General features: G+C 43.6%; 19 protein-coding genes. 15 read left to right on the plus strand and 4 right to left on the minus strand.

Going from position 1 to position 21418, the window contains the following annotated elements; genetic code table 11:
• Positions 1-41 precede the first annotated feature (41 nt).
• Together CYL31_RS00115 and ridA are read left to right on the plus strand one after the other, a co-directional pair.
• Positions 42-2159, plus strand: coding sequence for a RelA/SpoT family protein (locus CYL31_RS00115; protein ID WP_212916998.1), 2118 nt, complete (start codon positions 42-44; stop codon positions 2157-2159).
• A gap of 54 nt (positions 2160-2213) precedes the next feature.
• Entirely contained in the window at positions 2214-2600 is a 387-nt protein-coding gene (ridA, locus tag CYL31_RS00120; protein ID WP_024024215.1) for a deaminase RidA, read from the plus strand.
• A 90-nt stretch (positions 2601-2690) separates the two neighbouring features.
• On the opposite strand, the gene CYL31_RS00125 is transcribed toward ridA, so the two are convergent.
• On the minus strand, positions 2691-3533 hold the full coding sequence (locus CYL31_RS00125; protein WP_212916999.1) for an NAD-dependent epimerase/dehydratase family protein: 843 nt from the start codon (positions 3531-3533) through the stop codon (positions 2691-2693).
• A 160-nt stretch (positions 3534-3693) separates the two neighbouring features.
• Between CYL31_RS00125 and CYL31_RS00130 the strand changes: the two genes are divergently transcribed.
• The 3 genes from CYL31_RS00130 to CYL31_RS00140 all read left to right on the plus strand — a co-directional run bounded on the left by CYL31_RS00130 (position 3694) and on the right by CYL31_RS00140 (position 7484).
• Positions 3694-4599: a hydrogen peroxide-inducible genes activator gene (locus CYL31_RS00130; RefSeq protein ID WP_212917000.1), complete on the plus strand. Its 906-nt coding sequence runs from the start codon at positions 3694-3696 to the stop codon at positions 4597-4599.
• Positions 4600-4607: 8 nt separating this feature from the next.
• A complete protein-coding gene (gene recG / locus CYL31_RS00135) occupies positions 4608-6689 on the plus strand; it encodes an ATP-dependent DNA helicase RecG (RefSeq protein ID WP_212917001.1) in 2082 nt (693 codons plus the stop codon).
• 105 nt (positions 6690-6794) lie between these two features.
• Positions 6795-7484: a helix-hairpin-helix domain-containing protein gene (locus tag CYL31_RS00140; RefSeq protein ID WP_212917002.1), complete on the plus strand. Its 690-nt coding sequence runs from the start codon at positions 6795-6797 to the stop codon at positions 7482-7484.
• Positions 7485-7523: 39 nt separating this feature from the next.
• On the opposite strand, the gene lrp is transcribed toward CYL31_RS00140, so the two are convergent.
• On the minus strand, positions 7524-8000 hold the full coding sequence (gene lrp / locus CYL31_RS00145) for a leucine-responsive transcriptional regulator Lrp (protein WP_212917003.1): 477 nt from the start codon (positions 7998-8000) through the stop codon (positions 7524-7526).
• A 554-nt stretch (positions 8001-8554) separates the two neighbouring features.
• On the opposite strand from lrp, the gene CYL31_RS00150 reads away from it, so the two are divergent.
• The 9 genes from CYL31_RS00150 (at position 8555) to phoR (ending at position 17683) form a co-directional block, all read left to right on the plus strand.
• Positions 8555-9580 carry an amino acid ABC transporter substrate-binding protein gene (locus CYL31_RS00150; RefSeq protein ID WP_212917004.1) on the plus strand — a complete coding sequence of 342 codons (1026 nt, stop codon included), beginning with the start codon at positions 8555-8557 and terminating at the stop codon, positions 9578-9580.
• Between the two features lie 108 nt (positions 9581-9688).
• Complete coding sequence (locus CYL31_RS00155; RefSeq protein WP_212917005.1) at positions 9689-10864, plus strand: amino acid ABC transporter permease; 1176 nt, start codon at positions 9689-9691, stop codon at positions 10862-10864.
• 10 nt (positions 10865-10874) lie between these two features.
• Positions 10875-11975, plus strand: a complete 1101-nt coding sequence (locus tag CYL31_RS00160) for an amino acid ABC transporter permease (protein WP_212917006.1) — start codon at positions 10875-10877, stop codon at positions 11973-11975.
• A gap of 22 nt (positions 11976-11997) precedes the next feature.
• Positions 11998-12777 (plus strand): amino acid ABC transporter ATP-binding protein, encoded by a 780-nt coding sequence (locus CYL31_RS00165; protein ID WP_113915354.1) that lies wholly within the window; start codon positions 11998-12000, stop codon positions 12775-12777.
• 96 nt (positions 12778-12873) lie between these two features.
• Complete coding sequence (locus CYL31_RS00170; protein ID WP_212917007.1) at positions 12874-14142, plus strand: HDOD domain-containing protein; 1269 nt, start codon at positions 12874-12876, stop codon at positions 14140-14142.
• A gap of 6 nt (positions 14143-14148) precedes the next feature.
• The gene (locus tag CYL31_RS00175) at positions 14149-14709 is read left to right on the plus strand and encodes a chorismate--pyruvate lyase family protein (RefSeq protein WP_212917008.1); all 561 of its coding nucleotides are present in this window, start codon (positions 14149-14151) and stop codon (positions 14707-14709) included.
• Positions 14706-15560: a 4-hydroxybenzoate octaprenyltransferase gene (ubiA, locus tag CYL31_RS00180; protein WP_212917009.1), complete on the plus strand. Its 855-nt coding sequence runs from the start codon at positions 14706-14708 to the stop codon at positions 15558-15560. Before CYL31_RS00175 ends, ubiA begins: the two co-directional genes overlap by 4 nt.
• 84 nt (positions 15561-15644) lie before the next feature.
• Positions 15645-16340, plus strand: a complete 696-nt coding sequence (gene phoB / locus CYL31_RS00185; protein ID WP_048814168.1) for a phosphate regulon transcriptional regulator PhoB — start codon at positions 15645-15647, stop codon at positions 16338-16340.
• The gene (gene phoR, locus CYL31_RS00190) at positions 16337-17683 is read left to right on the plus strand and encodes a phosphate regulon sensor histidine kinase PhoR (RefSeq protein WP_212917010.1); all 1347 of its coding nucleotides are present in this window, start codon (positions 16337-16339) and stop codon (positions 17681-17683) included. Before phoB ends, phoR begins: the two co-directional genes overlap by 4 nt.
• Positions 17684-17735: 52 nt before the next feature.
• Here the strand turns inward: phoR and CYL31_RS00195 are convergent, their stop codons facing one another.
• Both CYL31_RS00195 and cysZ read right to left on the minus strand, forming a co-directional pair.
• Positions 17736-18578 (minus strand): response regulator, encoded by an 843-nt coding sequence (locus tag CYL31_RS00195; RefSeq protein ID WP_212917011.1) that lies wholly within the window; start codon positions 18576-18578, stop codon positions 17736-17738.
• On the minus strand, positions 18578-19357 hold the full coding sequence (cysZ, locus tag CYL31_RS00200) for a sulfate transporter CysZ (RefSeq protein ID WP_212917012.1): 780 nt from the start codon (positions 19355-19357) through the stop codon (positions 18578-18580). The genes CYL31_RS00195 and cysZ overlap by 1 nt, the downstream gene beginning before the upstream one ends.
• A 342-nt stretch (positions 19358-19699) precedes the next feature.
• On the opposite strand from cysZ, the gene CYL31_RS00205 reads away from it, so the two are divergent.
• A complete protein-coding gene (locus CYL31_RS00205) occupies positions 19700-21310 on the plus strand; it encodes a peptide ABC transporter substrate-binding protein (protein WP_212917013.1) in 1611 nt (536 codons plus the stop codon).
• Positions 21311-21418 lie beyond the last annotated feature (108 nt).

Genomic DNA, 21418 nt, shown 5'->3' on the forward strand with positions numbered 1-21418 from the left:
CACAGCTGTCGCGCTTCCTTTTTGCCTTAGTGAGGTGAGCGATGTATACCATTGAAGATTTAGCACTGACGTTGAATCAGTATTTACCTTACGAACAAATTGCTAAGGTAAAACGCGCCTACTATTACGCCGAGCAAGCCCACGATGGGCAGCGACGTAAAAGTGGCGAGCCCTATGTCACCCATCCTCTCGCTGTCGCCGAAATTCTGTCGGAACTTCGAATGGATTGTGATGGATTGACAGCGGCACTTCTGCACGACGTTATTGAAGACACAGGCATCAGCCGTGAGGCACTCACCGAACAATTTGGTGAAGGCGTTGCCGGACTTGTGGATGGTGTTAGTAAACTAACGCACCTTGAGTTCAATAGCCAAATCGAAAAACAAGCCCATAACTTCCAAAAAATGGCCATGGCCATGGCTGATGATATTCGCGTCATCTTGGTTAAGTTGGCTGACAGACTACATAACATGCGCACATTAGATGCCATGCCAGCCCATAAAAAACGCCGTATTGCCCGCGAAACATTAGATATTTATGCGCCTATAGCAAATCGTCTGGGTATGTACAATGTTAGAGTCGATTTAGAATCTCTCGCTTTTCAAGCTTATTACCCAATGCGTGCTCGCATGCTGCAAAAAGCCATCCATAAAAAATATGGTCAGCAGCGCATTAAAGACACGCAAAAGCTTGAAGACACTATCCGCTCGGAACTCGCAGCGGATTATATTGAAGCTACCATCAGTGTTCGAGAAAAACACATTTACAGCATTTATCAAAAGATGGACAAAAAGCGTCGCTCTTTAGATGAAATCATGGACGTAATGGGCGTACGCATTGTTACTGATCGCCATGACAGCTGTTATCGAATTCTCGGCGTTATTCATGCTCTGTTCAAACCCATTGAAGGTCGTTTCAAAGATTACATCGCGGTTCCAAAATCCAATGGTTACCAATCACTCCATACTACCGTATTAGGCACCAATGGCATCCCAATGGAAGTCCAAATACGCACAGAAGAAATGGATTTGGTTGCCAATAATGGTATTGCGGCTCATTGGGCTTACAAAGTCAGCGGCACATCAAGTATGCCAAGTAACCATGACCGTGCGACCAAATGGGTGAAAAGCTTATTGGAAATTCAGCAAAAAGCACGCAATCCCGTCGAATTCGTTGATAACGTAAAAAATGATTTGTTCCCTGACGAAGTGTATGTTTTTACGCCAAATGGCCAGATCATTGAATTACCTTCCGGCGCGACGCCAGTCGATTTTGCCTATGGCGTTCACACTGAAATCGGCAATACATGTATCTCTTGCCGAATTAATCGCCGACTTGCACCACTAAGTACACAGCTAGAAAGTGGGCAAACGGTTGAAATCATTACAGCGAAGAATGCTCAACCGAATGTTGCTTGGTTAAGTTTTGCGATTACCGGCAAAGCACGCACCAACATTCGCCATTATTTGAAAGATAAACAACGCGAAAATGCGATATCCATCGGCCATCGTCTGTTAACTCGTTCCTTAAACGCATTTAAAACCAATGTTGAAGAGCTAACGGCAGAACAAATCGCACAAGTATTAGCAAACCACCAGCTCGAATCTATGGATGACTTATTAGAATCCATCGGCAAAGGCCGTCATGTTGGTTATCTGGTAGCTCGCGAACTCTTCCCGAATATTGATGAAGACACCTTGGTCACACCGAAATCCTTTAAGGTGAATGGCTCAGAAGGCATGCTTATTTCTTATGCCAAATGTTGCGCACCAATTCCTGGCGACCCAATTGTGGGTTATGTTCAGGTTGATAAAGGTATCATTATTCACCACCTCAATTGCCCTAACGTTCAAGATCATTTATCCAATCCTGAACGCTTTATTCATATGGCATGGGGCAAAGAGATCGAAGAAGAGTTACACATTAGCCTGATCGTTACCTACATCAACGAGCGTGGCGCCGTTGCGAAGATTGCCAGTTCGATCAGTGATACCGATTTCCAAGTATCGAATCTCGATATTATTGAGCGTGGCCGAGTCAGTCGTTTACGGTTAAGCATTACTATTTCCAGTCGTGTAGGTTTAGCTGATGTAATGCGTCGTATAAAAGCGGTTCGCTGTGTAGAGAAAGTCTCACGCGAAACCATTGTTGGGCGCTAATCAATTTTCACTTACCTATGTTACTTACTACTTCCAAGATAAAGGATACTTATTATGTCAAAGCAAGTGATTCACACTGAAAACGCTCCAGCCGCTATTGGTCCATACTCACAAGCAGTACGCGCTGGCAACACGGTATATTTGTCAGGTCAAATCCCTTTGGTGCCTGAAACTATGGAAGTGATCAGCGAAGATATCGTTGAACAGACAACTCAAGTATTCAAAAACCTACAAGCTGTTTGCGAAGCGGCTGGTGGTTCTCTAGAGAACGTAGTGAAATTCAATATTTTCATGACGGACTTAGGCAACTTTGCTACGGTAAACGAAGTAATGACACAGTTCGTTAAACAACCATACCCAGCTCGTGCTGCGATGGGTGTTCGTGCATTACCAAAAGGCGTTCAAGTAGAAATCGAAGGTATCATGGTGTTAGAAGACTAATCTCTTCACGCTAATGCGCACAATGAAAAAAGAGGCTGCGGCCTCTTTTTTTATATCTATTTTTTATTTGGCGTTTATCGCTCTGCTGATTTATCGCAAAGCATTAAACTCACGCAACAGCTCATGGTAACCCGCCACATAACTTGGATATTGCAAACGCCAACCTTGTGACAACAGGTATTGGCCTTGAATACGTTTCCCTGAAGTCGGAACAAAACCTTCACTGCTGCTCACAGCAACTTTAGAGCCAAGGCAAGTTGCCAGCCACAACTTCACTTCCCACATAGAAACTGGCGTTTGGTCGGTCACAATAACCTGTGCAGGAATGGTTTTATCGGTTAATGCGGAGTTTGCTAATAATACCAAAGCAGAAACAACGTCGTCGCGATGAATGCGATTAGTCCAGCTGTTGGCTTCCCAATCTTTGCCACTTAACACCGTTTCTAGTAACCGATAACGCCCCGAACCATAAATCCCAGAGCAACGCACTGCCACACTAGAGAATGCAGCCGATAAAGATTGCTCGGTTTCGAGTAAAATCTTGGCGGTTGCCGAGGTCGGTTGTGCTGGTGTGGTTTCATCAACCCACTCACCTTGGCTTTGCCCGTAGACACTGGTACTTGATACAAAAAACACCTTCGGTTGCTTAGCCATGTCTCTGTAGCGGCGAATCAGCACCTGCGCTGTATCAAAATAAGCCGCACGATACGCCTCTTCATTACGACCATTAGGCGTCATTATTAGAAACACCACATCCGCATCAGGCAAGGCGTCGTCGCTCATTTCAACAAGGTCACCCGTTATGCCTATTACACCATTCGGGAATTTATTTTTTGTGCGACGAATACCAGTGACAACATGGCCTTGAGCGATCAACTCTGTTGACAATCCTGAGCCTAAATCACCGCAGCCAGCGATTAAAATATTTGCCATTTGTTTTCTCCAAAATACATTAAAAACGAATGTGTGCTTTTAGTATTAATAGGTTCATCCAAGAAGAAATACTCAGCAATAAAAAAGGAACGAGTATACTTTATCAAATTATGTATTATCATAGTTATTAACAATGAATCAGCCGAACGAAAGGTGTGCCATGACATTAACGGAATTGAAATACATTGTAATGCTAGCCGAAGAAAAACATTTTGGCCGTGCAGCAGACCGCTGCTACGTTTCACAACCTACGCTCAGTGTCGCCGTGAAGAAGCTAGAAGAAGAGCTTGGCACGGCTATTTTTGAACGCAGCAAAAGTTCAGTTTATATCACACCATTAGGCGAGCAAATCATCACTCAGGCCAAGCGGGTGCTGGACCAAGCCAACATGATTAAAGAGCTGGCGACCTCAGGTAAGAATCAATTAAAAGGCCCACTCAAAGTAGGTGCGATCTATACCATCGCCCCGTATTTATTCCCTTTTATGATTCCTGCATTACACAGCTCGACATCTGGTATGCCATTGATCATTGAAGAAGATCTCACCGAGAACTTACGCCCTAAACTACGTAATGGCGAACTAGACGCCATCATTGTGGCGCTTCCGTTCCGTGAGCCAGACGTGGTGACACAGCCAATTTACGAAGAAGAATTTGTGGTTCTTATGCCAAAGAACCACCCATGGACAAAACTCACACACATAGAAACCGACCAGCTTTCTACCGATAATCTGTTGTTGCTTGGCAAAGGCCATTGTTTCAGTGAGCAAGTTTTAGAAGCTTGTCCTTTGGTAACAGAGGGCGAATTTGGTGATGGTCGCACTATTGTTAATGGTAGTTCGTTAGAAACCATCCGTTACATGGTGGCGTCTGGTTTAGGTGTCACTGTGTTACCAAAATCTGCCGTCACCAATATTAATCACGATATGTTGGAAGTGCGCCCTTTTACTGAGCCAGCACCGAAACGTACTGTTGCCTTAGCGTGGCGAGCCAGCTTCCCGCGTCCAAAAGCCATTGAGGCGGTAAGCCAATCTATCCGTGATGCTTGCAAACATCTGAATTTATAGAGAACAGCATGATCGACGGATTAGACACTCAGGATGTTCGTGAGCTAAAAGGCGTTGGTGATGCGATGGCCGAAAAACTGGCCAAGCTGCATTTGAATACAGTACAAGATCTGCTGTTTCATTTACCGATTCGCTATCAAGACAGGACGCGCGTTGTGCCAATCGGCATGCTACGCTTTGGTGACGAAGCCGTTATCGAAGGCCAAGTCACAGGTGCTGAAATCAAAATGGGTAAACGTCGTAGTTTACTGTGTCGTATCAAAGATCACACAGGCACCTTGTGTTTACGCTTCTTTCATTTTTCCGCTGCGCAAAAAAAACAACTGGAATCCGGTAAACGCGTTCGCTGTTTTGGTGAAATCCGCCGTGGCAGTACAGGATTTGAAATCTATCACCCAGAATACAAAGTCATTGGTGAAGACGAAACACAGGAAGAAACAGCACAACTTACGCCCATTTATCCGCTGACGGATGGTTTAACGCAAACCAAGATTCGCCAATTGTGCGAGCAAGCTTTAGAACGTTTAACACCCTACAATCTGCAAGAATGGCTACCGGATGAAATCCGCACCCAATTCAGTTTGCCACCGCTGAGCGACGCCATTCATTTTCTGCATCATCCGTCGAGAGAAGCGAACCTCGAATTACTCAGAGCGGGAACGCATCCCGCGCAATATCGCTTGTCCTTTGAAGAACTCATGGCCCATCAGCTTTCTCTGATTGGTAAACGCATGAAAGCCAAACAAGATGCCGCAATTAAGGTTCAAACCGCAGGTGAGTTAAGCCAACGACTGTTGCAACAATTGCCTTTTTCGCCAACCAATGCACAAAATCGAGTATTTCAAGAAATCCTTAACGATCTCGGCTCAGGGCATCCTATGCTGCGTTTGGTTCAGGGCGATGTAGGGTCAGGAAAAACCTTGGTGGCCGCTTTAGCTGCTGCGTCCGTCGTACAAGCTGGCTATCAAGTTGCCATCATGGCGCCAACCGAAATTCTAGCCGAACAGCATTATATTAATTTCACTCAATGGTTCGAGCCGCTTGATTTAAAAGTCGCGTGGATGATCGGCAAACTTAAAGGCAAAACTCGCGAGAAAGAGCTCGCTGATATCGCCTCTGGTACAGCACAAATTGTCGTCGGTACTCATGCGTTATTTCAGGACACTGTTGAGTTTGATCGTTTAGCGCTCGCCATTATCGACGAACAACATCGCTTTGGTGTGCATCAGCGTATGGCGTTGCGTGAAAAAGGCATGAAGCACGGTTTCCAGCCCCATCAGCTCATAATGACTGCTACACCGATTCCCCGAACTTTAGCCATGTCTGCCTATGCCGATTTGGATTGCTCCATTATCGACGAGCTACCGCCTGGTCGAACGCCGGTAAATACCATTGTTGTATCGGATCAGCGCCGACAAGAAGTGATTGATCGCGTGAAAAGCGCCTGTGAAGAAGGCAAGCAAGCCTATTGGGTCTGTACCTTGATTGAAGAATCCGAGGCCTTACAATGCCAAGCGGCAGAAGACACGGCAATATTACTACAAGAGCAATTGGGTAACTTATCCATTGGTTTGGTGCATGGTCGACTCAAAGCGCAAGAAAAAGCCGACATCATGGCTAGATTTAAAGCCGGAGAAATTCAGCTCTTGGTCGCGACAACCGTCATCGAAGTCGGTGTAGATGTGCCAAACTCTAGCCTGATGGTAATAGAAAACCCTGAACGTCTTGGCCTTGCTCAGCTTCACCAGTTACGTGGTCGTGTTGGTCGGGGGCAAACTGCCAGCCATTGTGTGCTGCTTTATAAAGCACCATTAGGACAACAAGGCAAAGAGCGACTTTCCACCATGCGAGAAACCAGCGATGGTTTTAAAATTGCAGAGAAAGACCTTGAATTACGAGGCCCAGGTGAACTGCTCGGCACCAGACAAACTGGCCTTTGGGAATTCAAAGTAGCGGATTTACAGCGCGATAAAAACTTGCTCGATGATGTGCAAAAAGCCGCTTCTCTATTGCACAGTCGTTATCCTGATCGTGTCTCACCACTTTTATCTCGATGGTTACCTAATCACGATCAATATTTAAACGTCTAAATCCTCTTATCGTCTAAATAAAGGGAGATTTGCTTGCACATGAGCAAATTTTAATCAAAAATCCCCTAGTGATTCCACTCAATCGATTCGCAAGAAGGAACAGATATGAATGCTTTCAATCAAGCACATCTAACAATACAAGGCTGTGGCTACCGAATCGAAAATGACAGAGTCATCGTTACCATTCAACGTATCGCTAACGATAGAGTCGAAGGCAATCTCAGTGGCACACTGCAACTACAGTTATGTGCATTTCAGCAAGGCGTGGGAAACGCAGAAGCAATCGTACTCGCTTCAACCATGATTGGTGAAATGAAAGGACAACATTTTCTTTCCGATTGTCACTACGATCTACTTTTCCGACAACCACCTGCGGGCAATTGGCAACTCGTATTGCAGCTTAATGAATGGAATGGCGTGGATTACACCTTATGTGACTCAGCCTATTTCGATGCTCCTTACCAAATTGAAGCGTCTGCAGGTTACTCCGCATCGGCGATGAAAATTAAAGAACTAGAGGGCGAAAAGGCAGCATCTACGCCGAAAATAGCAACAGAGAATCCTATCGTAAAAAAGTCGAAAGAAGTAAAAAAAAACGCCACTGGTTACGCCGATGGTTATCTCGCCATTAATAAATCAAAAGTGGACAAGCTTCTAAAAGTGAAAGGCGTACCGAAAAAGGTTCTTGAAAAACTCGTGGCAGAACGCCCTTTTCGCTCAGAAAAAGCCGTACTTAATGTAAAAGGAGTGGGGCCGGTAATGCTAGGTAAAATGGTCGCAGAATTATCAAGGTAATAAGCCTGCAAAAGCAGGCCATTCAGTAATGGTTATTTTTTATGGGATGTTAACCACAGTCGTATTCTTCACTTCCTCCATCGCTACATAAGTACGAGATTCTCGAACATGTGGCAGAGTCAGTAAGGTTTCACCAAGCAAAAGACGATAAGTGTCCATGTTGGATACGCGTGCTTTCAAAAGGTATTCAAAGTCACCTGCAATCAAATGACACTCCAATATTTCTGGAATCTCAGATACTGCGGTTTTGAATTCATTAAAGCCTTCTGGAGACGTCGTCTTAAGACGAATCTCGACAAACACAAGCAATCCTGCGTCAACCTTCTTTGGGTTAACCAAAGCGCAATAACCCGTAATGTAACCATTACGTTCCAAACGGCGCACTCGCTCTAAACAAGGAGTTGCACTTAGCCCTACACGACTAGCCAACTCTACATTCGATAAACGGCCATTAATCTGCAGCTCTCGAAGAATTTTTTTGTCTAAGCGATCAAGCGGTTTTGCTGAGTTATCCATCTGATGTGGATCTCCTTACATGGCTTCAATTGATACTTAAGTCTACCATGCAGATTACAAATTATGGAAAGTGCTTTATTCAATATATTGCGTATGGGTATTCAAATTAGATACAAGAAATCACAACCAGGCACCAAAATGATGCAAAAAATTCATCCAGCACAAAATAGATCCACTTTTTCCATATTGCGCCCTATATTTGTGCAAAAGAATCAACTGAATTCGCTCGGAGAACCTTGTTTTCTCTAGCTTTAATAGAAAAATATATTCAGCTAAGTCACTTAAAACATCTCACTCTTCTCTCCCAAAAAGTGCAAAGAACGAGTATTACACGCATCTTTCCTGACATTTTATCCTTGACTACTCCTCAAAAGAGTAATTCTATAGGGGTATGTGATGATCTTTTAGAGGAATCGTCTACATATACCTAACAACAAGAATAATTAAATGTTGGCACTAACCTTGCTAAGTTTTAATGCACAGATTTTAAAATCTGAAATATAGAATCAAGCAAGATAACAACATATATAAAAACGCCTGGGAGGCTCAATATAATGAAATCGAATGTTGGTAAATTACTTTCGACCGCTGCAATCGCCGCTACAATCAGTGCTGGTGCTGCTGCGTCAACACTTGAAGATGTTAAAGCAAAAGGCTTCGTTCAATGTGGTGTCAGTACAGGTGTTCCAGGATTCTCTAATGCCGATGACAAAGGTAACTGGTCAGGTATAGACGTTGATGCTTGCCGTGCTGTTTCTTCTGCAATTTTTGGTGATGCTCAAAAAGTAAAATTCACCCCACTTTCTGCTAAAGAACGTTTCACCGCTCTACAATCTGGTGAAATCGATATTCTTGCTCGTAACACAACTTGGACTTACACACGTGATGCGTCTTTGGGTCTAGACTTCACTGCAGTTAACTTCTATGACGGTCAAGGTTTCATGGTTCGTAAAGACCTAGGCGTTAAATCCGCGTTGGACCTTGATGGTGCGACGGTTTGTACAGAACAAGGCACAACGACAGAATTGAACATGGCGGATTTCTTCCGTAAAAACAAACTATCTTATGTGCCAGTTGTTGTACAAAAAGCAGACGAAGCACTAGCAGCTTATGACTCTGGTCGTTGTGACGTATACACGACTGATAAATCAGGTCTAGCAGCTCACCGTACTAAACTAGCAGATCCATCTGCTCACGTTATTCTTCCAGAAACTATTTCTAAAGAGCCATTAGGTCCAGTTGTTCGCCACGGCGACAACCAATGGAAAGATATCGTAACTTGGGCTATGTATGTTCAAGTTAACGCTGAAGAAATGGATATCACATCTAAAAACGTTGCTAAGATCAAAAGCGAAACCAATGATCCAGGCATCAAACGTCTACTAGGTGTTGAAGGTGATATGGGTGCTCAACTAGAGCTTCCTGCCGATTGGGCTTACAACATCATCGCTAACGTAGGTAACTACGGTGAAGTGTTTGAGCGTAACGTTGGTCCATCTACTCCTGTAGATTTACCACGTGGCCTTAATGCTCTATGGACTGAAGCTGGCGGCATCATGTATGCGCCACCAGTTCGTTAATACCTAAAGCAAACAAACTGCTTGGGTATTTACCCAGCGACTAGAGAGTCGCTGGGTTTCTCCCCCCTTTCTTACACATCTGACGAGCATTTCATTGCCTGAACCAAGATGAGCGATAAAACAACTCCGAGCAATAACAGCTTTTTGAACGACGCGGGTAATCGTGCCTTAATTTTTCAAATTTTGCTGCTAGCGATGGTGGTCTTTGCGGGTTATTACTTATTTAGTAACCTTCAAGCCAACCTCGATAACCGAGGGATTTCCACTGGTTTCTCATTTTTTAATGAGCCTGCTGGTTTTCCAATTCTTATTCACCTTATTGAATACACCGAAGCTAATACTTACGGACGAGCGTTTGTTGTTGCTTTAATCAACACCTTCGTAATCTCTCTATTAGGTATAATATTAGCCACCATTATTGGTGTAATAATGGGCCTAGCCCGTTTATCAAAAAACTGGTTAGTGGCACGTTTAGCAACTGTCTATATTGAGACATTGCGTAACATTCCATTATTGTTGCAGATGTTCTTCTGGTATTTTGCCGTGCTTGCAGCACTACCAGCACCACGTGATAGTTATGAATTTGCTGACTTCCTACTAAACAAACGTGGTATCTATTCGCCTAATCCAATGATCCAAGATGGTTTTGGGTTGGTGATATTCGGTTTCATTCTGTCGATAGTCGCTTCTATTGGCTTAATTATGTGGGCTAAAAAGCGCCAAACTAAAACAGGATTATGGTTTCCAGCTTATTGGTCTTCTTTGGGTCTGATTGTTGGTATTACCTTCATTTTCCTTGCTATTGCAGGATTCCCAATAGAGTTTGATCTACCACAAAAAAGTCGCTTTAACGTAACAGGCGGCATGGTACTTCCACCTGAATTTGTTGCGGTATTAGTTGCTTTATCCACTTACACTGGCGCTTTTATTGCCGAGATCGTTCGTGCTGGTATTTTGTCCGTAAACTGGGGGCAAACCGAGGCTGCTCGCTCTTTAGGCTTACGTGATAGCATGACACAGCGTCTAATTGTCTTGCCTCAAGCGTTGCGCGTTATTATTCCGCCACTCACCAGCCAATACCTTAACTTAGCGAAAAACTCTTCTTTAGGGGCTGCTATTGCATATCCTGAATTGGTAGCTGTCGTGATGGGTACAACGCTGAACCAAACTGGTCAAGCAATTGAAACCATTGGCCTTTGTATGTTGGTTTACGGTTCATTGAGTCTATCGATTTCGGTATTCATGAACTGGTACAACAATAAAATGTCATTAATTGAGCGCTAGGAGGCAGATCATGGCTATTATCTTTAAACCATCACCAAGCCTCCCACCACCGGTTACATCGGTTGGTGCTGTGGCATGGGTACGTCAGAATTTATTTTCGTCCCCGCTTAATATTTTTCTAACATTATTTAGCATTTATATACTGTATTTACTGCTTCCACCCGTTATTGAGTGGGCGTTAATTAACGCTACTTGGGAAGGTTCCTCTAAAGCGGCCTGTACTGCTGGCGGTGCTTGCTGGGCTTTTATCGGAGTGTATTTTGATCAGTTCATGTACGGTTTGTATCCAGAAGCAGAAACATGGCGTATTAATTTAGCCGTGATTCTATTAGTGGTTATGGTTGGTGCTTTTGCCATTAAGACGATTAACAAGCTGTATCTTTCTATCGCTATTATCGTCGCTTATCCCATTGTGGCTTACTTCTTGTTTGCCGGTGGTGTATTTGGTCTAGAAGTAGTGGAAACCTCTTTGTGGGGCGGCCTTTTCCTTACTGTACTATTGGGTGTTATCGGTATTGTGGCATCTTTCCCATTGGGAATCGTGCTAGCTCTCGGTAGACGCTCAGAAATGCCAATTGCGAAATCAGTTTGTGTGGTCTTCATCGAAACCATTCGAGCTGTACCATTAATCACTATCTTGTTCATGGCATCCGTAATGATTCCATTGTTTTTGCCGGAAGGTTTAAACTTCAACAAGTTATTACGTGTTCTCATTGGTATTACTTTATTCTCTGCTGCTTATATGGCTGAGGTTGTTCGTGGCGGTCTACAGGCAATTCCTAAAGGCCAATATGAAGCTGCTGATGCAATGGGGTTAACCTACTGGCAGTCGATGATTCTGGTTATTTTGCCACAGGCACTAAAACTGGTTATTCCGGGCATAGTGAACTCCTTTATTGCTTTGTTTAAAGACACGACCTTGGTGTACATCGTTGGCATGTTTGACTTCTTAGGTCGAATTCAAGCCGCTAACCATGATTCAAACTGGTTAGGTACCACGGTTGAAGGTTATGCCTTCGCAGCCTTGATTTATTGGGTTATCTGCTTTGGTATGTCACGTTATAGTATGGCTCTAGAGCGTAAGTTAGAAACTGGGCACAAGCGAAATTAGTTAGGAATTTGAGGTCTTTATCATGACAGATACAAATATGGCTCGTGCCCAACTTGCGCAGGGCGAAGAAGCAATCATCGAATTTAACGATGTAAACAAGTGGTACGGTGATTTTCACGTACTAAAAAACATCAATTTCAGTATCAAGAAAGGCGAACGCATCGTTGTGTGTGGCCCTTCTGGTTCTGGTAAGTCAACGATGACGCGTTGTATCAACCGTCTAGAAGAACACCAGAAAGGAACGATTCTGGTTGATGGCGTTGAGATGAACAATAACTTGAAGAACATCGAAGCGATCCGTAAAGACGTGGGCATGGTGTTTCAACACTTTAACTTGTTCCCTCACTTAACCATTTTGGAAAACCTGACATTGGCGCCAATCTGGGTGCGTAAAACACCTAAGAAAGAAGCGGAAGAAATGGCAATGCATTATTTGGAACGCGTAAAGATCGCTAACCAAGCATTGAAATATCCAGGTCAGCTATCTGGTGGTCAGCAACAGCGTGTAGCGATTGCTCGTGGTTTATGTATGCAGCCTCGTATCATGCTGTTTGATGAACCGACATCAGCGCTTGACCCTGAAATGATCAAAGAAGTATTGGACGTAATGGTTCAGTTAGCAGAAGAAGGCATGACCATGGTGTGTGTAACGCACGAAATGGGCTTCGCTAAAACTGTTGCTGACCGTGTTGTTTTCATGGATGCCGGCGAAATCGTTGAAGCCAACGAGCCTCACGAGTTCTTCGACAACCCTCAACACGACCGTACCCAGATGTTCCTAAGTCAAATTTTGAATCACTAATCGTTTAGTATTCAGAACTAGAACTTAAAATCTGTTATATTGACAAAGCCCCGTATTCGGGGCTTTTTTATGTCCGTCTTTTTAACAGGAAAATGTATGGAATCTTCCGTAGACCTTCAAACAAGTCAAAGATTACGCGTGGTACATTTAGCCGACCACACAGGTCGTTTGCAGGTTATTTTCCCTGAAAGCAACATGCTGGATATTTCTGCGGTTTCCCGTATTACTAAGCGTCGTTTTGAACCTATCAGTAATTTTCAAAGCACAGGCGACCCGCTTATTAAGCCAAACAGTATCACAACCATATTAGAAGCCAGCATGCTAAAGAATGCGGTGTTTTCAATTAGAACTAAGGCGGATGGACAATATCACGATATTAGCTCTACAGAATTAGCTGAGATGTTCTCCGGTCCATTGAACCGTTTTGAGAGTATTTCAATCCACACTCAGCTCATACCACACCCTGTAGATAACCACGAAGACGATGAAGAGCAAATTCTTAAAGCGCTTGGACGCTTTCAATCTATTCGGCTCAAACAGCGTATTGAAGAAACATTAGAGATTCCACCTTTACCAGCTTCCTCTCATCGTATTATTCGTCTTTCGACAGACAAAACTGCGGGTACAGATGAGCTGTGCGAGGTTATTGCGTTAGACCCGAGTCTGGCAGCTCAGGTCATCAGCTGGGCATCATCCGCCTATTACGGCGCACCTGGCTCTATAGAGTCAGTAGAGGATGCAATCATTCGCGTATTAGGCTTCGATATGGTGATGAATTTAGCCCTTGGTCTATCTATGGGGAATGCATTTCAAACACCTGAAGACGGTCCGCGTCACTATGAAGATTTTTGGCTCGACTCCGTATCAAATGCCGTCTTGATGGAAGCCTTAGTAAAAGCCATGCCTATTCCTAACCGTCCAAAGTTAGGCCATGCTTACCTTGCTGGATTGCTGCATAATTTTGGTTATTTGGCGATTAGCACTATTTTACCACCGCATTTTTCGATTCTTTCCCGCTATCAAGAAGCCAATGCCCACTTGTCTTCTGAATTAGTCGAAATGCAAATACTACACTTTACCAAGGAGCAATTAGGCTCTTGGTTGTTACGCTACTGGAGTTTGCCTGACAACATTTGGACTGCCATTCGTTATAGCAAAAAGCCGCATTATTATGGCGAACATGCGACTTTGGCAAGGCTGCTGTATGTCTCCTATCAACTGCGAAATAACGCAGCCATTGAGCCATCCGTATTGTTAGAAATTGGTTTAACCCTAGAGGAAGCCGAAACCTGTAGAGATACGATTTACCAAAAGTCTACCGAGCTCCATAAGATGGTTGATTTAATTAATAAGATGAATACCTAGTTAATTATGACGTTAATGAATTCCTCTGCTGCTCAACAATTTGACTACCGATGGTCGCCCGTAGATCAAATTAATAAGGTAAAAGTACCTAAAAACCTATGGCCTTGGCTCGTCACTCAAGAGTCCTTGACGGCAAAACTTAAAAGCATGGGAACATTGACGGTTGAAGTACTTGAAGATACTTGGAGAACCCCAACAACAAGGGAGCGAAAACGCCTAAAGTTACGACCCCGAGAAGCCGCGCGTATTCGTACAGTGTTGCTAAAAGTCGATGGTGTTGCCGTCATTTATGCTCGCTCAATTATTCCGGCTAGGTCATTGAAAGGCCATTGGCGACAAGTAAAACATTTAAAAGACAAACCATTGGGCGGCTACTTATTTCAACATAAAGGGCTTTCTCGAAGCCGTATTGAAGTCACTCAGCTGCCCAAACGCATGTTTCCAAACCAACCTAATGCGCTGTGGGCAAGGCGCTCTGTGTTCCACCAATTTGGCCCTGGAATATTGGTCAATGAAGCTTTCTTTGATGAGATTAACCAACTAAAAACGCCGTTTGGATTGTTATGAACAAACTTAAAGACTACACAGAACTCACTCGATTCAACCGCCCTATCGGCTCATTCTTACTTATGTGGCCAACATTATGGGCACTATGGCTTGCCGCCGATGGCATGCCTCAATGGCATTTGGTGGTTATCTTTATCTTAGGCGTTTTCAGCATGCGTTCAGCGGGTTGTGTCATTAATGACTACGCGGATAGAAAAGTCGATGGCTTTGTTGATCGCACCAAAAATCGACCTTTGCCTTCTGGCCGCGTATCCGAAAAAGAAGCGCTGATGCTGTTTGGTGCCTTATCGATTTTAAGTTTCATCCTAGTGCTGTTTACCGATCTGAAGACTATTTTACTGTCATTCGCAGGCTTAGGTCTTGCTGCGCTGTATCCCTTTATGAAGCGGTACACACACCTGCCCCAGCTGTTTCTTGGCTTGGCTTTTTCTTGGGCGATCCCTATGGCCTACAGCGCACAAGGTGGGGATTTAATGGATCCTGAGCTATGGATGTTGTTTGTCGCAAATTGCTTTTGGACGATTGCTTATGACACGTATTATGCGATGACAGACCGTCCAGACGATCTTAAAATAGGCATCAAATCCACTGCAATTTTATTTGGCCGATACGATTTATTCGTCATTGTTTGCCTGCAAGGACTAACCTTATCTTTATTGACTTGGATTGGCTTACTAGCAGGACTGCATTGGCCGTACTTTGTGTCATTAGTCGTTTGTGTTGGGCTCTTTTATCAGCAGTTTAAACAAGCCAAAGAGCGTGATCGACAAGCATGCTTTCGCTCATTTTTAGACAATAACCGCGTTGGCTACTGTGTTTTCATCGGTCTAGTTGCAAGCTATTTTATCTAATATATGGCAAAGTTGTGACAATGTAACCGAATTGTCACATTAGATCGTTTTAATGAAACCGTTCCTGAGATGAGGATGAATCCTGTGACCGGTAAAAAAGTATTAATTATTGACGACGAATCTTCCATACGCGAAATGATCGCCATTGCACTTGAAATGGCAGGCTACGAGTATTTGGAAGCAGAAAACATTCAGCAAGCCCATGAAATCATTGTGGACCACCGTCCAGATCTGATTCTTGTAGATTGGATGATGCCCGGCGGTAGTGGCATCGAGCTTACTCGCAGATTGAAAAAAGACACTACGACGGCTGAAATTCCGGTCATCATGCTGACTGCGAAAAGTGAAGAAGACAACAAAATCCAAGGTTTAGAAGTGGGTGCGGATGATTACATCACCAAGCCTTTTTCACCACGCGAGTTAGTTGCACGACTCAAAGCCGTATTACGTCGTGCGACGCCTCAAGGGGTTGATGAACCAATTGAAATCGAAGGCCTGACCCTTGATCCAATTAGCCAAAGAGTTACTATAGGCAGTCGTCCTTTAGACATGGGGCCGACAGAATACCGTCTACTAAAATTCCTTATGACCCATCAAGAGCGTGCCTATTCAAGAGCGCAATTGTTGGATCAAGTATGGGGTGGAAATGTCTACGTTGAAGAACGTACCGTTGATGTTCATATACGTCGTTTACGCAAAGCCATTGGTAGCACTCATGATTTCTTGATACAAACCGTACGAGGAACAGGCTACCGCTTCTCAGCAAAAAGGTCCGTATGAAAACAGTTTGGCGAAACACCATTATTACTTGGCTCGCGGGGCTCGCGGCCTGCATTGTAATAGGCCTAATCATAGGTCAGTTGTTGGGTGTTTTGCTACTGTACGTTTTAGGTTCTTTGTACTGGCAACTTTATCAGCTATACCAATTCCACAATTGGCTGCGTCATTCTGGTCGTGCAGCCCCCCCGGAAGCCAGCGGTATTTGGGGCGAAGTGTTCGATGCTGTTTATCGTCTGCATAAGAAGCAACGTAAATCTAAACGCCGCATGCGCCAAGCCCTAACAAGAATTGAAAGCTCCACAACCGCCTTAAAAGAAGGCGTTATCATGGCAGATAACCAAGGTAACTTGGAATGGTGGAACAACTCGGCTGCCCACTTTCTCGGCTTGATGCGACCTGTCGATCGTGGTCAAATCATCACCAATATTGTTCGTAGTCCAGAATTTTTCCGTTACTTTAGTCAAAAGCGCTTTGGTGAACCTTTGGTCATCAAGTCTCCAGCCAAAGACGGTGTGTATTTAGAAATTCAAACCACACTATACGATAAAAATGATCATCTCATTTTTGTTCGTGATGTCACGCGTTTACACTTGCTAGAGCAGATGCGAAAAGACTTTGTCGCCAACGCTTCCCATGAATTAAAAACACCACTTACCGTTATTAAAGGCTACTTAGAAACTCTCGACATGTTCAAGGACAGTCTGCCTAAAAGCATGCAAAAAGGCATTGTAAATATGTCTGAGCAATCTGAGCGAATGGAACAACTCATCGAAGATCTGCTACTGCTATCTCGTCTAGAAAGCAATGATAAGCGCGAAGAGAACCAGTGGCATAAAGTCTCAGATCTAGTTAAAACCATCACCAATACGACCACGCCTATCTTGACGGACAAGCACACCATTGCTTTACAAGTTCCCGAAGAAGCTCGTCTATACGGTTCTTACAAAGAACTATACAGTGCGTTTTCAAACCTGATTTTTAACGCCATAAAATATTCACCGGATGGTGGTGAGATTGAGATAAAATGGGAATCCAGTGAGTTTAACGGTGTTTTCTCAGTAAAAGATTCAGGACTAGGCATAGAGCCAAGATACATCCCTCGCCTCACAGAACGTTTTTTCCGTGTCGATAAAGGAAGAGGCTCCAAAACAGGCGGTACAGGACTTGGCTTAGCTATCGTAAAGCATGTGTTATTGCATCACGACGCCAAACTGCAAATACGCAGTCAACCAGGTTTCGGCAGTACCTTCTCTTGCCACTTCCCCGCGAATCGAACCAGAAACGATACGATTCCGGCGCTACCTATTCCTACAGACGATAACCAAGATTCACCAAGTCATTAAATCCCTTCCCTTATCTTCAAGGGGAGGGTTAGGGAGGGGTTGGTAACGAGATTTATAAACTATCAAACAACTGGCTAATAAACGCCTCTTTCTCGCTATCCTGATCGATCAAACTCAAAATAACCGTCAAAAAGGTCGAGTCGTGTTTTTTCTCTGTGGTAGCAACGGATTGGACATAATAATTCAAACGATTCATCGCGCCCTTATGTTCTAAATCCAATACCGCCTGCCCCAAGACTTGTGGCACAACGTCGTCGCTCTTAATAAACATCGTTGCTTCAGTCTTGCTGAACTGAACGATCATGCAGCGAAACTGTTTGTTTTCAAAACGTACCATGGTCGGGATTTTGACATCCTTTACTGATACCGCTGGCACATCGGGGTTGGTGAACTTGGTAGCCTTCACAGGAGTGCTTTTGCCTGCGCCCATTAATACATCTAACGATGCAGAGCTTACGCCACCAGGAGAGACAGATTCACGAGATTTCTGTGACATCAGCTTCTTATCAAGGCCATGCTTTTTTGCTGCGGATATTACTTTATTGGCTAACTGCTCGCTAGAAAACGGCTTACCAAGGTAGTCAGTAACACCCGATTGCACAGCTTCCACCACATGGCTTTTATCGCCACGGCTGGTAATCATCACAAATGGCACGTCTTCTTTTTTATATTTAGGCTGTTCTCGACACCACTTAAGCAGCTCAACACCCGTCATTTCAGGCATTTCCCAATCGCACAGCACCATATCAAACTGTACTTTTGTCAGCATTTGTTGTGCTTTACGACCATTTACTGCCTCTTCAATTTCAACCGCCGGAAATTGCTTACGCAGTGAGCGTCGAATCAAGTCACGTGTAAAAGAAGCATCATCTACTACCAAAATTTTTAACGACATCACAAAGTTCCATTAGTGCGATCTAACAAGGCAGAAAAATCCCCATGCTGTGATCTAAAAACCGAAATCCACAATAATGTGGCTGCCACAACAGCAATCGGCATAACGAATAGGTTAAAGAAAGGAATCGTCAAACCTACCATTACTATGCCGCCAAATGTCCAACATAACAAAGGTTTGGAGCGTAATGCCATTCTCATATCATGAAATTTAACTTTATTATTATCAAAAGCATAATCCATATATTGAAGAGATAACATCCAAGCTGAAAATAATAATAACAATACTGGTGCAATAACATTAACCAGAGGAATAAAAGACAATAACAATAGCAAAATAAAACGAGGTAAAAAATACAATATTTTTTGACATTCTCGCTGCAAGCTACGGCCGATAATCGCCATAATAACGCCTGTTGTTAGGGTTTCATCAAAAACCTTCCCTGTTTCCTTTTCTTCTACTTTTTCCGCTAAAAATGCCATAAAAGGTGCGGCTAAAATATTCACACCTACCGAAAAACTATAGAACAAAAGCACGCTAATAATAGCGGCAAATATCAAATAAAACAGCCAATTCAAAAAGGATACCCATTCAGGTAAATACCCCATTGCTGAATCCATTAAGGTCTGAAAATAGCTAAAGGCGACCATATACAATAAGCCCACCAAAACAAAGTTCGCCAACAAAGGCGCCAATATAAACAGCCTTAAATCTTTCGAAAAAACCAAAGGAAACGCTTTTAAAAAAGCCCCGGCGGCTTTAAATGGGTGAGTGATCACGATGCTGCATTACTCCTAAAGTTAGACCCTTCGATCAAATTTATCTAAGAGCTACAGAATATCATGACGACTTTCTCGGCTCCACATAGCCTTTCAAATTGAAGACTCATAAACGTAATGAACAACAGCTTCAAGCCTTGTAGACACTAAACATGCAATTTTCACTGCTCTTTTATAAAGCTTACATTTATTAGACGCATGACCTGATACGCAATTTCGATTGTGACCTTTAGCGAATTGGTGAACTATGAAACCGTAAGACGAATACGAACCAGTGCAGGTATCGCGTCTGAATATAAAAAGCACATTCACAAAAGTTAACTCACAAGGGACACTATAAAGATGAAAATGACATTACTCGCCAGTGCCATCATGGCAACTTCTTTCTTCGCTCTGCAAGCTCAGGCGGCAGACGTACCAGCTGGCGTAGAACTAGCGGCTAAACAAGAACTTATCCGTGGCGGCGGCTCAGAGCCTGCAACTATGGACCCACAGAAAATGGAAGGCACACCCGCTTCCATTCGTTCTAAAGATCTCTTCGAAGGTTTGTATAACCAAGATGGTGATGGCAACCAAGTTCCAGGTGTCGCCAAAAGCTACGATGTAAACGACGACAACACACAATACACCTTCCACCTTCGTAAAGATGCGAAATGGTCTAATGGCGATCCTGTCACCGCAGAAGATTTTGTTTTCGCTTTCACACGTGCTGTCGATCCTGCACTCGCTTCGCCATACGCATGGTTCATGGAAATCCCATCTATTGTTAACGCAACTAAAATCATTGCGGGTGAAGCAAAGCCTTCAACACTGGGTGTAAAAGCCCTAGATGCTTATACATTCCAAGTCACGCTTGAACGTCCAGTACCTTACTTTGTAAAAATGACCTCTCATCAAACTATGTTCCCAGTGCCTAAAAAAGTGGTCGAAAAATGGGGCGATGATTGGACTAAACCAGAACACATGGTGTCTAACGGCGCATATAAAATGGACGAATGGGTTGTTAACGAAAAAATGGTTTTCACCCGCAATAAAAACTATTGGAATGATGCAAAAACAATCATCAATAAGGTTACCTATTTGCCTATTGAATCCCCTAATGCTGAGCTAAAACGCTTCCAAGCAGGTCAAATGGATCTTAGCTATGAAATCCCCAATGACCACTTCAAACAGCTTATGCGAGACATTCCTGATGAAGTTGTCGTAACACCAAAACTAGGTACCTATTACTACGATTTCAATAAAACCAAAGCGCCATATAACGATGTTCGAGTTCGTAAGGCCTTGTCTTACGCTATCGACCGCAACGTGATTACTCAGTTTGTGACGGGCACAGGTGAACTACCTGCGTATTCTTTCACACCAGAAGTAGTAAACGACTTTTCACCGGCAACACCTGAATACGCAACTTGGTCACAAAAAGAACGTGACGATAAAGCCAGAGCCCTATTAGAAGAGGCCGGTTATGGGAAAAGCAATCCACTGTCTTTCAGCTTGCTTTACAACACCAACGAAAACCATAAGAAAATAGCCATTGCGATCGCTTCAATGTGGAAAAAAACCTTGGGCGTTAACGTTACTCTAGAAAACCAAGAGTGGAAAACCTACCTAGAAACGAAAAAGCATCAACAATTTGATGTAGCGCGTGCAGGTTGGATTGGTGACTACAACGAAGCCTCGACTATGTTAGATCTTCTAACTACGACTCACGGTAATAACGACGGTAAGTACAGCAACGCAGAATACGACAAGCTATTGCACGATGCGCGTACCATGCAGCACCCTGCCGAGAACTACAACAAGGCAGAAGAAATCGCCATTGAACAAGATATGGCCGTTGCGCCTATTTATCAATATACCGAAAAGCGTTTAGTAAAAAGCTATTTAGGCGGTTACATGCCTAACCCAGAAGACAACGTTTACGTGCGTGACATGTACATCATCAAGCACTAAGCCACTGTTTTATATATTGAGTAGTACGTTTTTATATATTGAATAGTACGTTGTAAACCATGCCCAGCGCAAAAGCGCTGGGCATCTCTTGAACTCCCTACAGGTTCC

The organism is Marinomonas sp. A3A, from assembly GCF_018336955.1.
Classification (GTDB): Bacteria; Pseudomonadota; Gammaproteobacteria; order Pseudomonadales; family Marinomonadaceae; genus Marinomonas; species Marinomonas lutimaris.

Coding starts and splice junctions, on each gene's coding strand:
- CYL31_RS00205 (WP_212917013.1), top strand. CDS start 19,700: ATGAAAATGACATTACTCGCCAGTGCCATCATGGCAACTTCTTTCTTC.
- CYL31_RS00160 (WP_212917006.1), top strand. CDS start 10,875: ATGGCTATTATCTTTAAACCATCACCAAGCCTCCCACCACCGGTTACA.
- CYL31_RS00140 (WP_212917002.1), top strand. CDS start 6,795: ATGAATGCTTTCAATCAAGCACATCTAACAATACAAGGCTGTGGCTAC.
- CYL31_RS00115 (WP_212916998.1), top strand. CDS start 42: ATGTATACCATTGAAGATTTAGCACTGACGTTGAATCAGTATTTACCT.
- CYL31_RS00175 (WP_212917008.1), top strand. CDS start 14,149: ATGACGTTAATGAATTCCTCTGCTGCTCAACAATTTGACTACCGATGG.
- ridA (WP_024024215.1), top strand. CDS start 2,214: ATGTCAAAGCAAGTGATTCACACTGAAAACGCTCCAGCCGCTATTGGT.
- CYL31_RS00150 (WP_212917004.1), top strand. CDS start 8,555: ATGAAATCGAATGTTGGTAAATTACTTTCGACCGCTGCAATCGCCGCT.
- phoR (WP_212917010.1), top strand. CDS start 16,337: ATGAAAACAGTTTGGCGAAACACCATTATTACTTGGCTCGCGGGGCTC.
- CYL31_RS00170 (WP_212917007.1), top strand. CDS start 12,874: ATGGAATCTTCCGTAGACCTTCAAACAAGTCAAAGATTACGCGTGGTA.
- CYL31_RS00125 (WP_212916999.1), bottom strand. CDS start 3,533: ATGGCAAATATTTTAATCGCTGGCTGCGGTGATTTAGGCTCAGGATTG.
- CYL31_RS00130 (WP_212917000.1), top strand. CDS start 3,694: ATGACATTAACGGAATTGAAATACATTGTAATGCTAGCCGAAGAAAAA.
- ubiA (WP_212917009.1), top strand. CDS start 14,706: ATGAACAAACTTAAAGACTACACAGAACTCACTCGATTCAACCGCCCT.
- lrp (WP_212917003.1), bottom strand. CDS start 8,000: ATGGATAACTCAGCAAAACCGCTTGATCGCTTAGACAAAAAAATTCTT.
- CYL31_RS00165 (WP_113915354.1), top strand. CDS start 11,998: ATGACAGATACAAATATGGCTCGTGCCCAACTTGCGCAGGGCGAAGAA.
- CYL31_RS00195 (WP_212917011.1), bottom strand. CDS start 18,578: ATGTCGTTAAAAATTTTGGTAGTAGATGATGCTTCTTTTACACGTGAC.
- recG (WP_212917001.1), top strand. CDS start 4,608: ATGATCGACGGATTAGACACTCAGGATGTTCGTGAGCTAAAAGGCGTT.
- CYL31_RS00155 (WP_212917005.1), top strand. CDS start 9,689: ATGAGCGATAAAACAACTCCGAGCAATAACAGCTTTTTGAACGACGCG.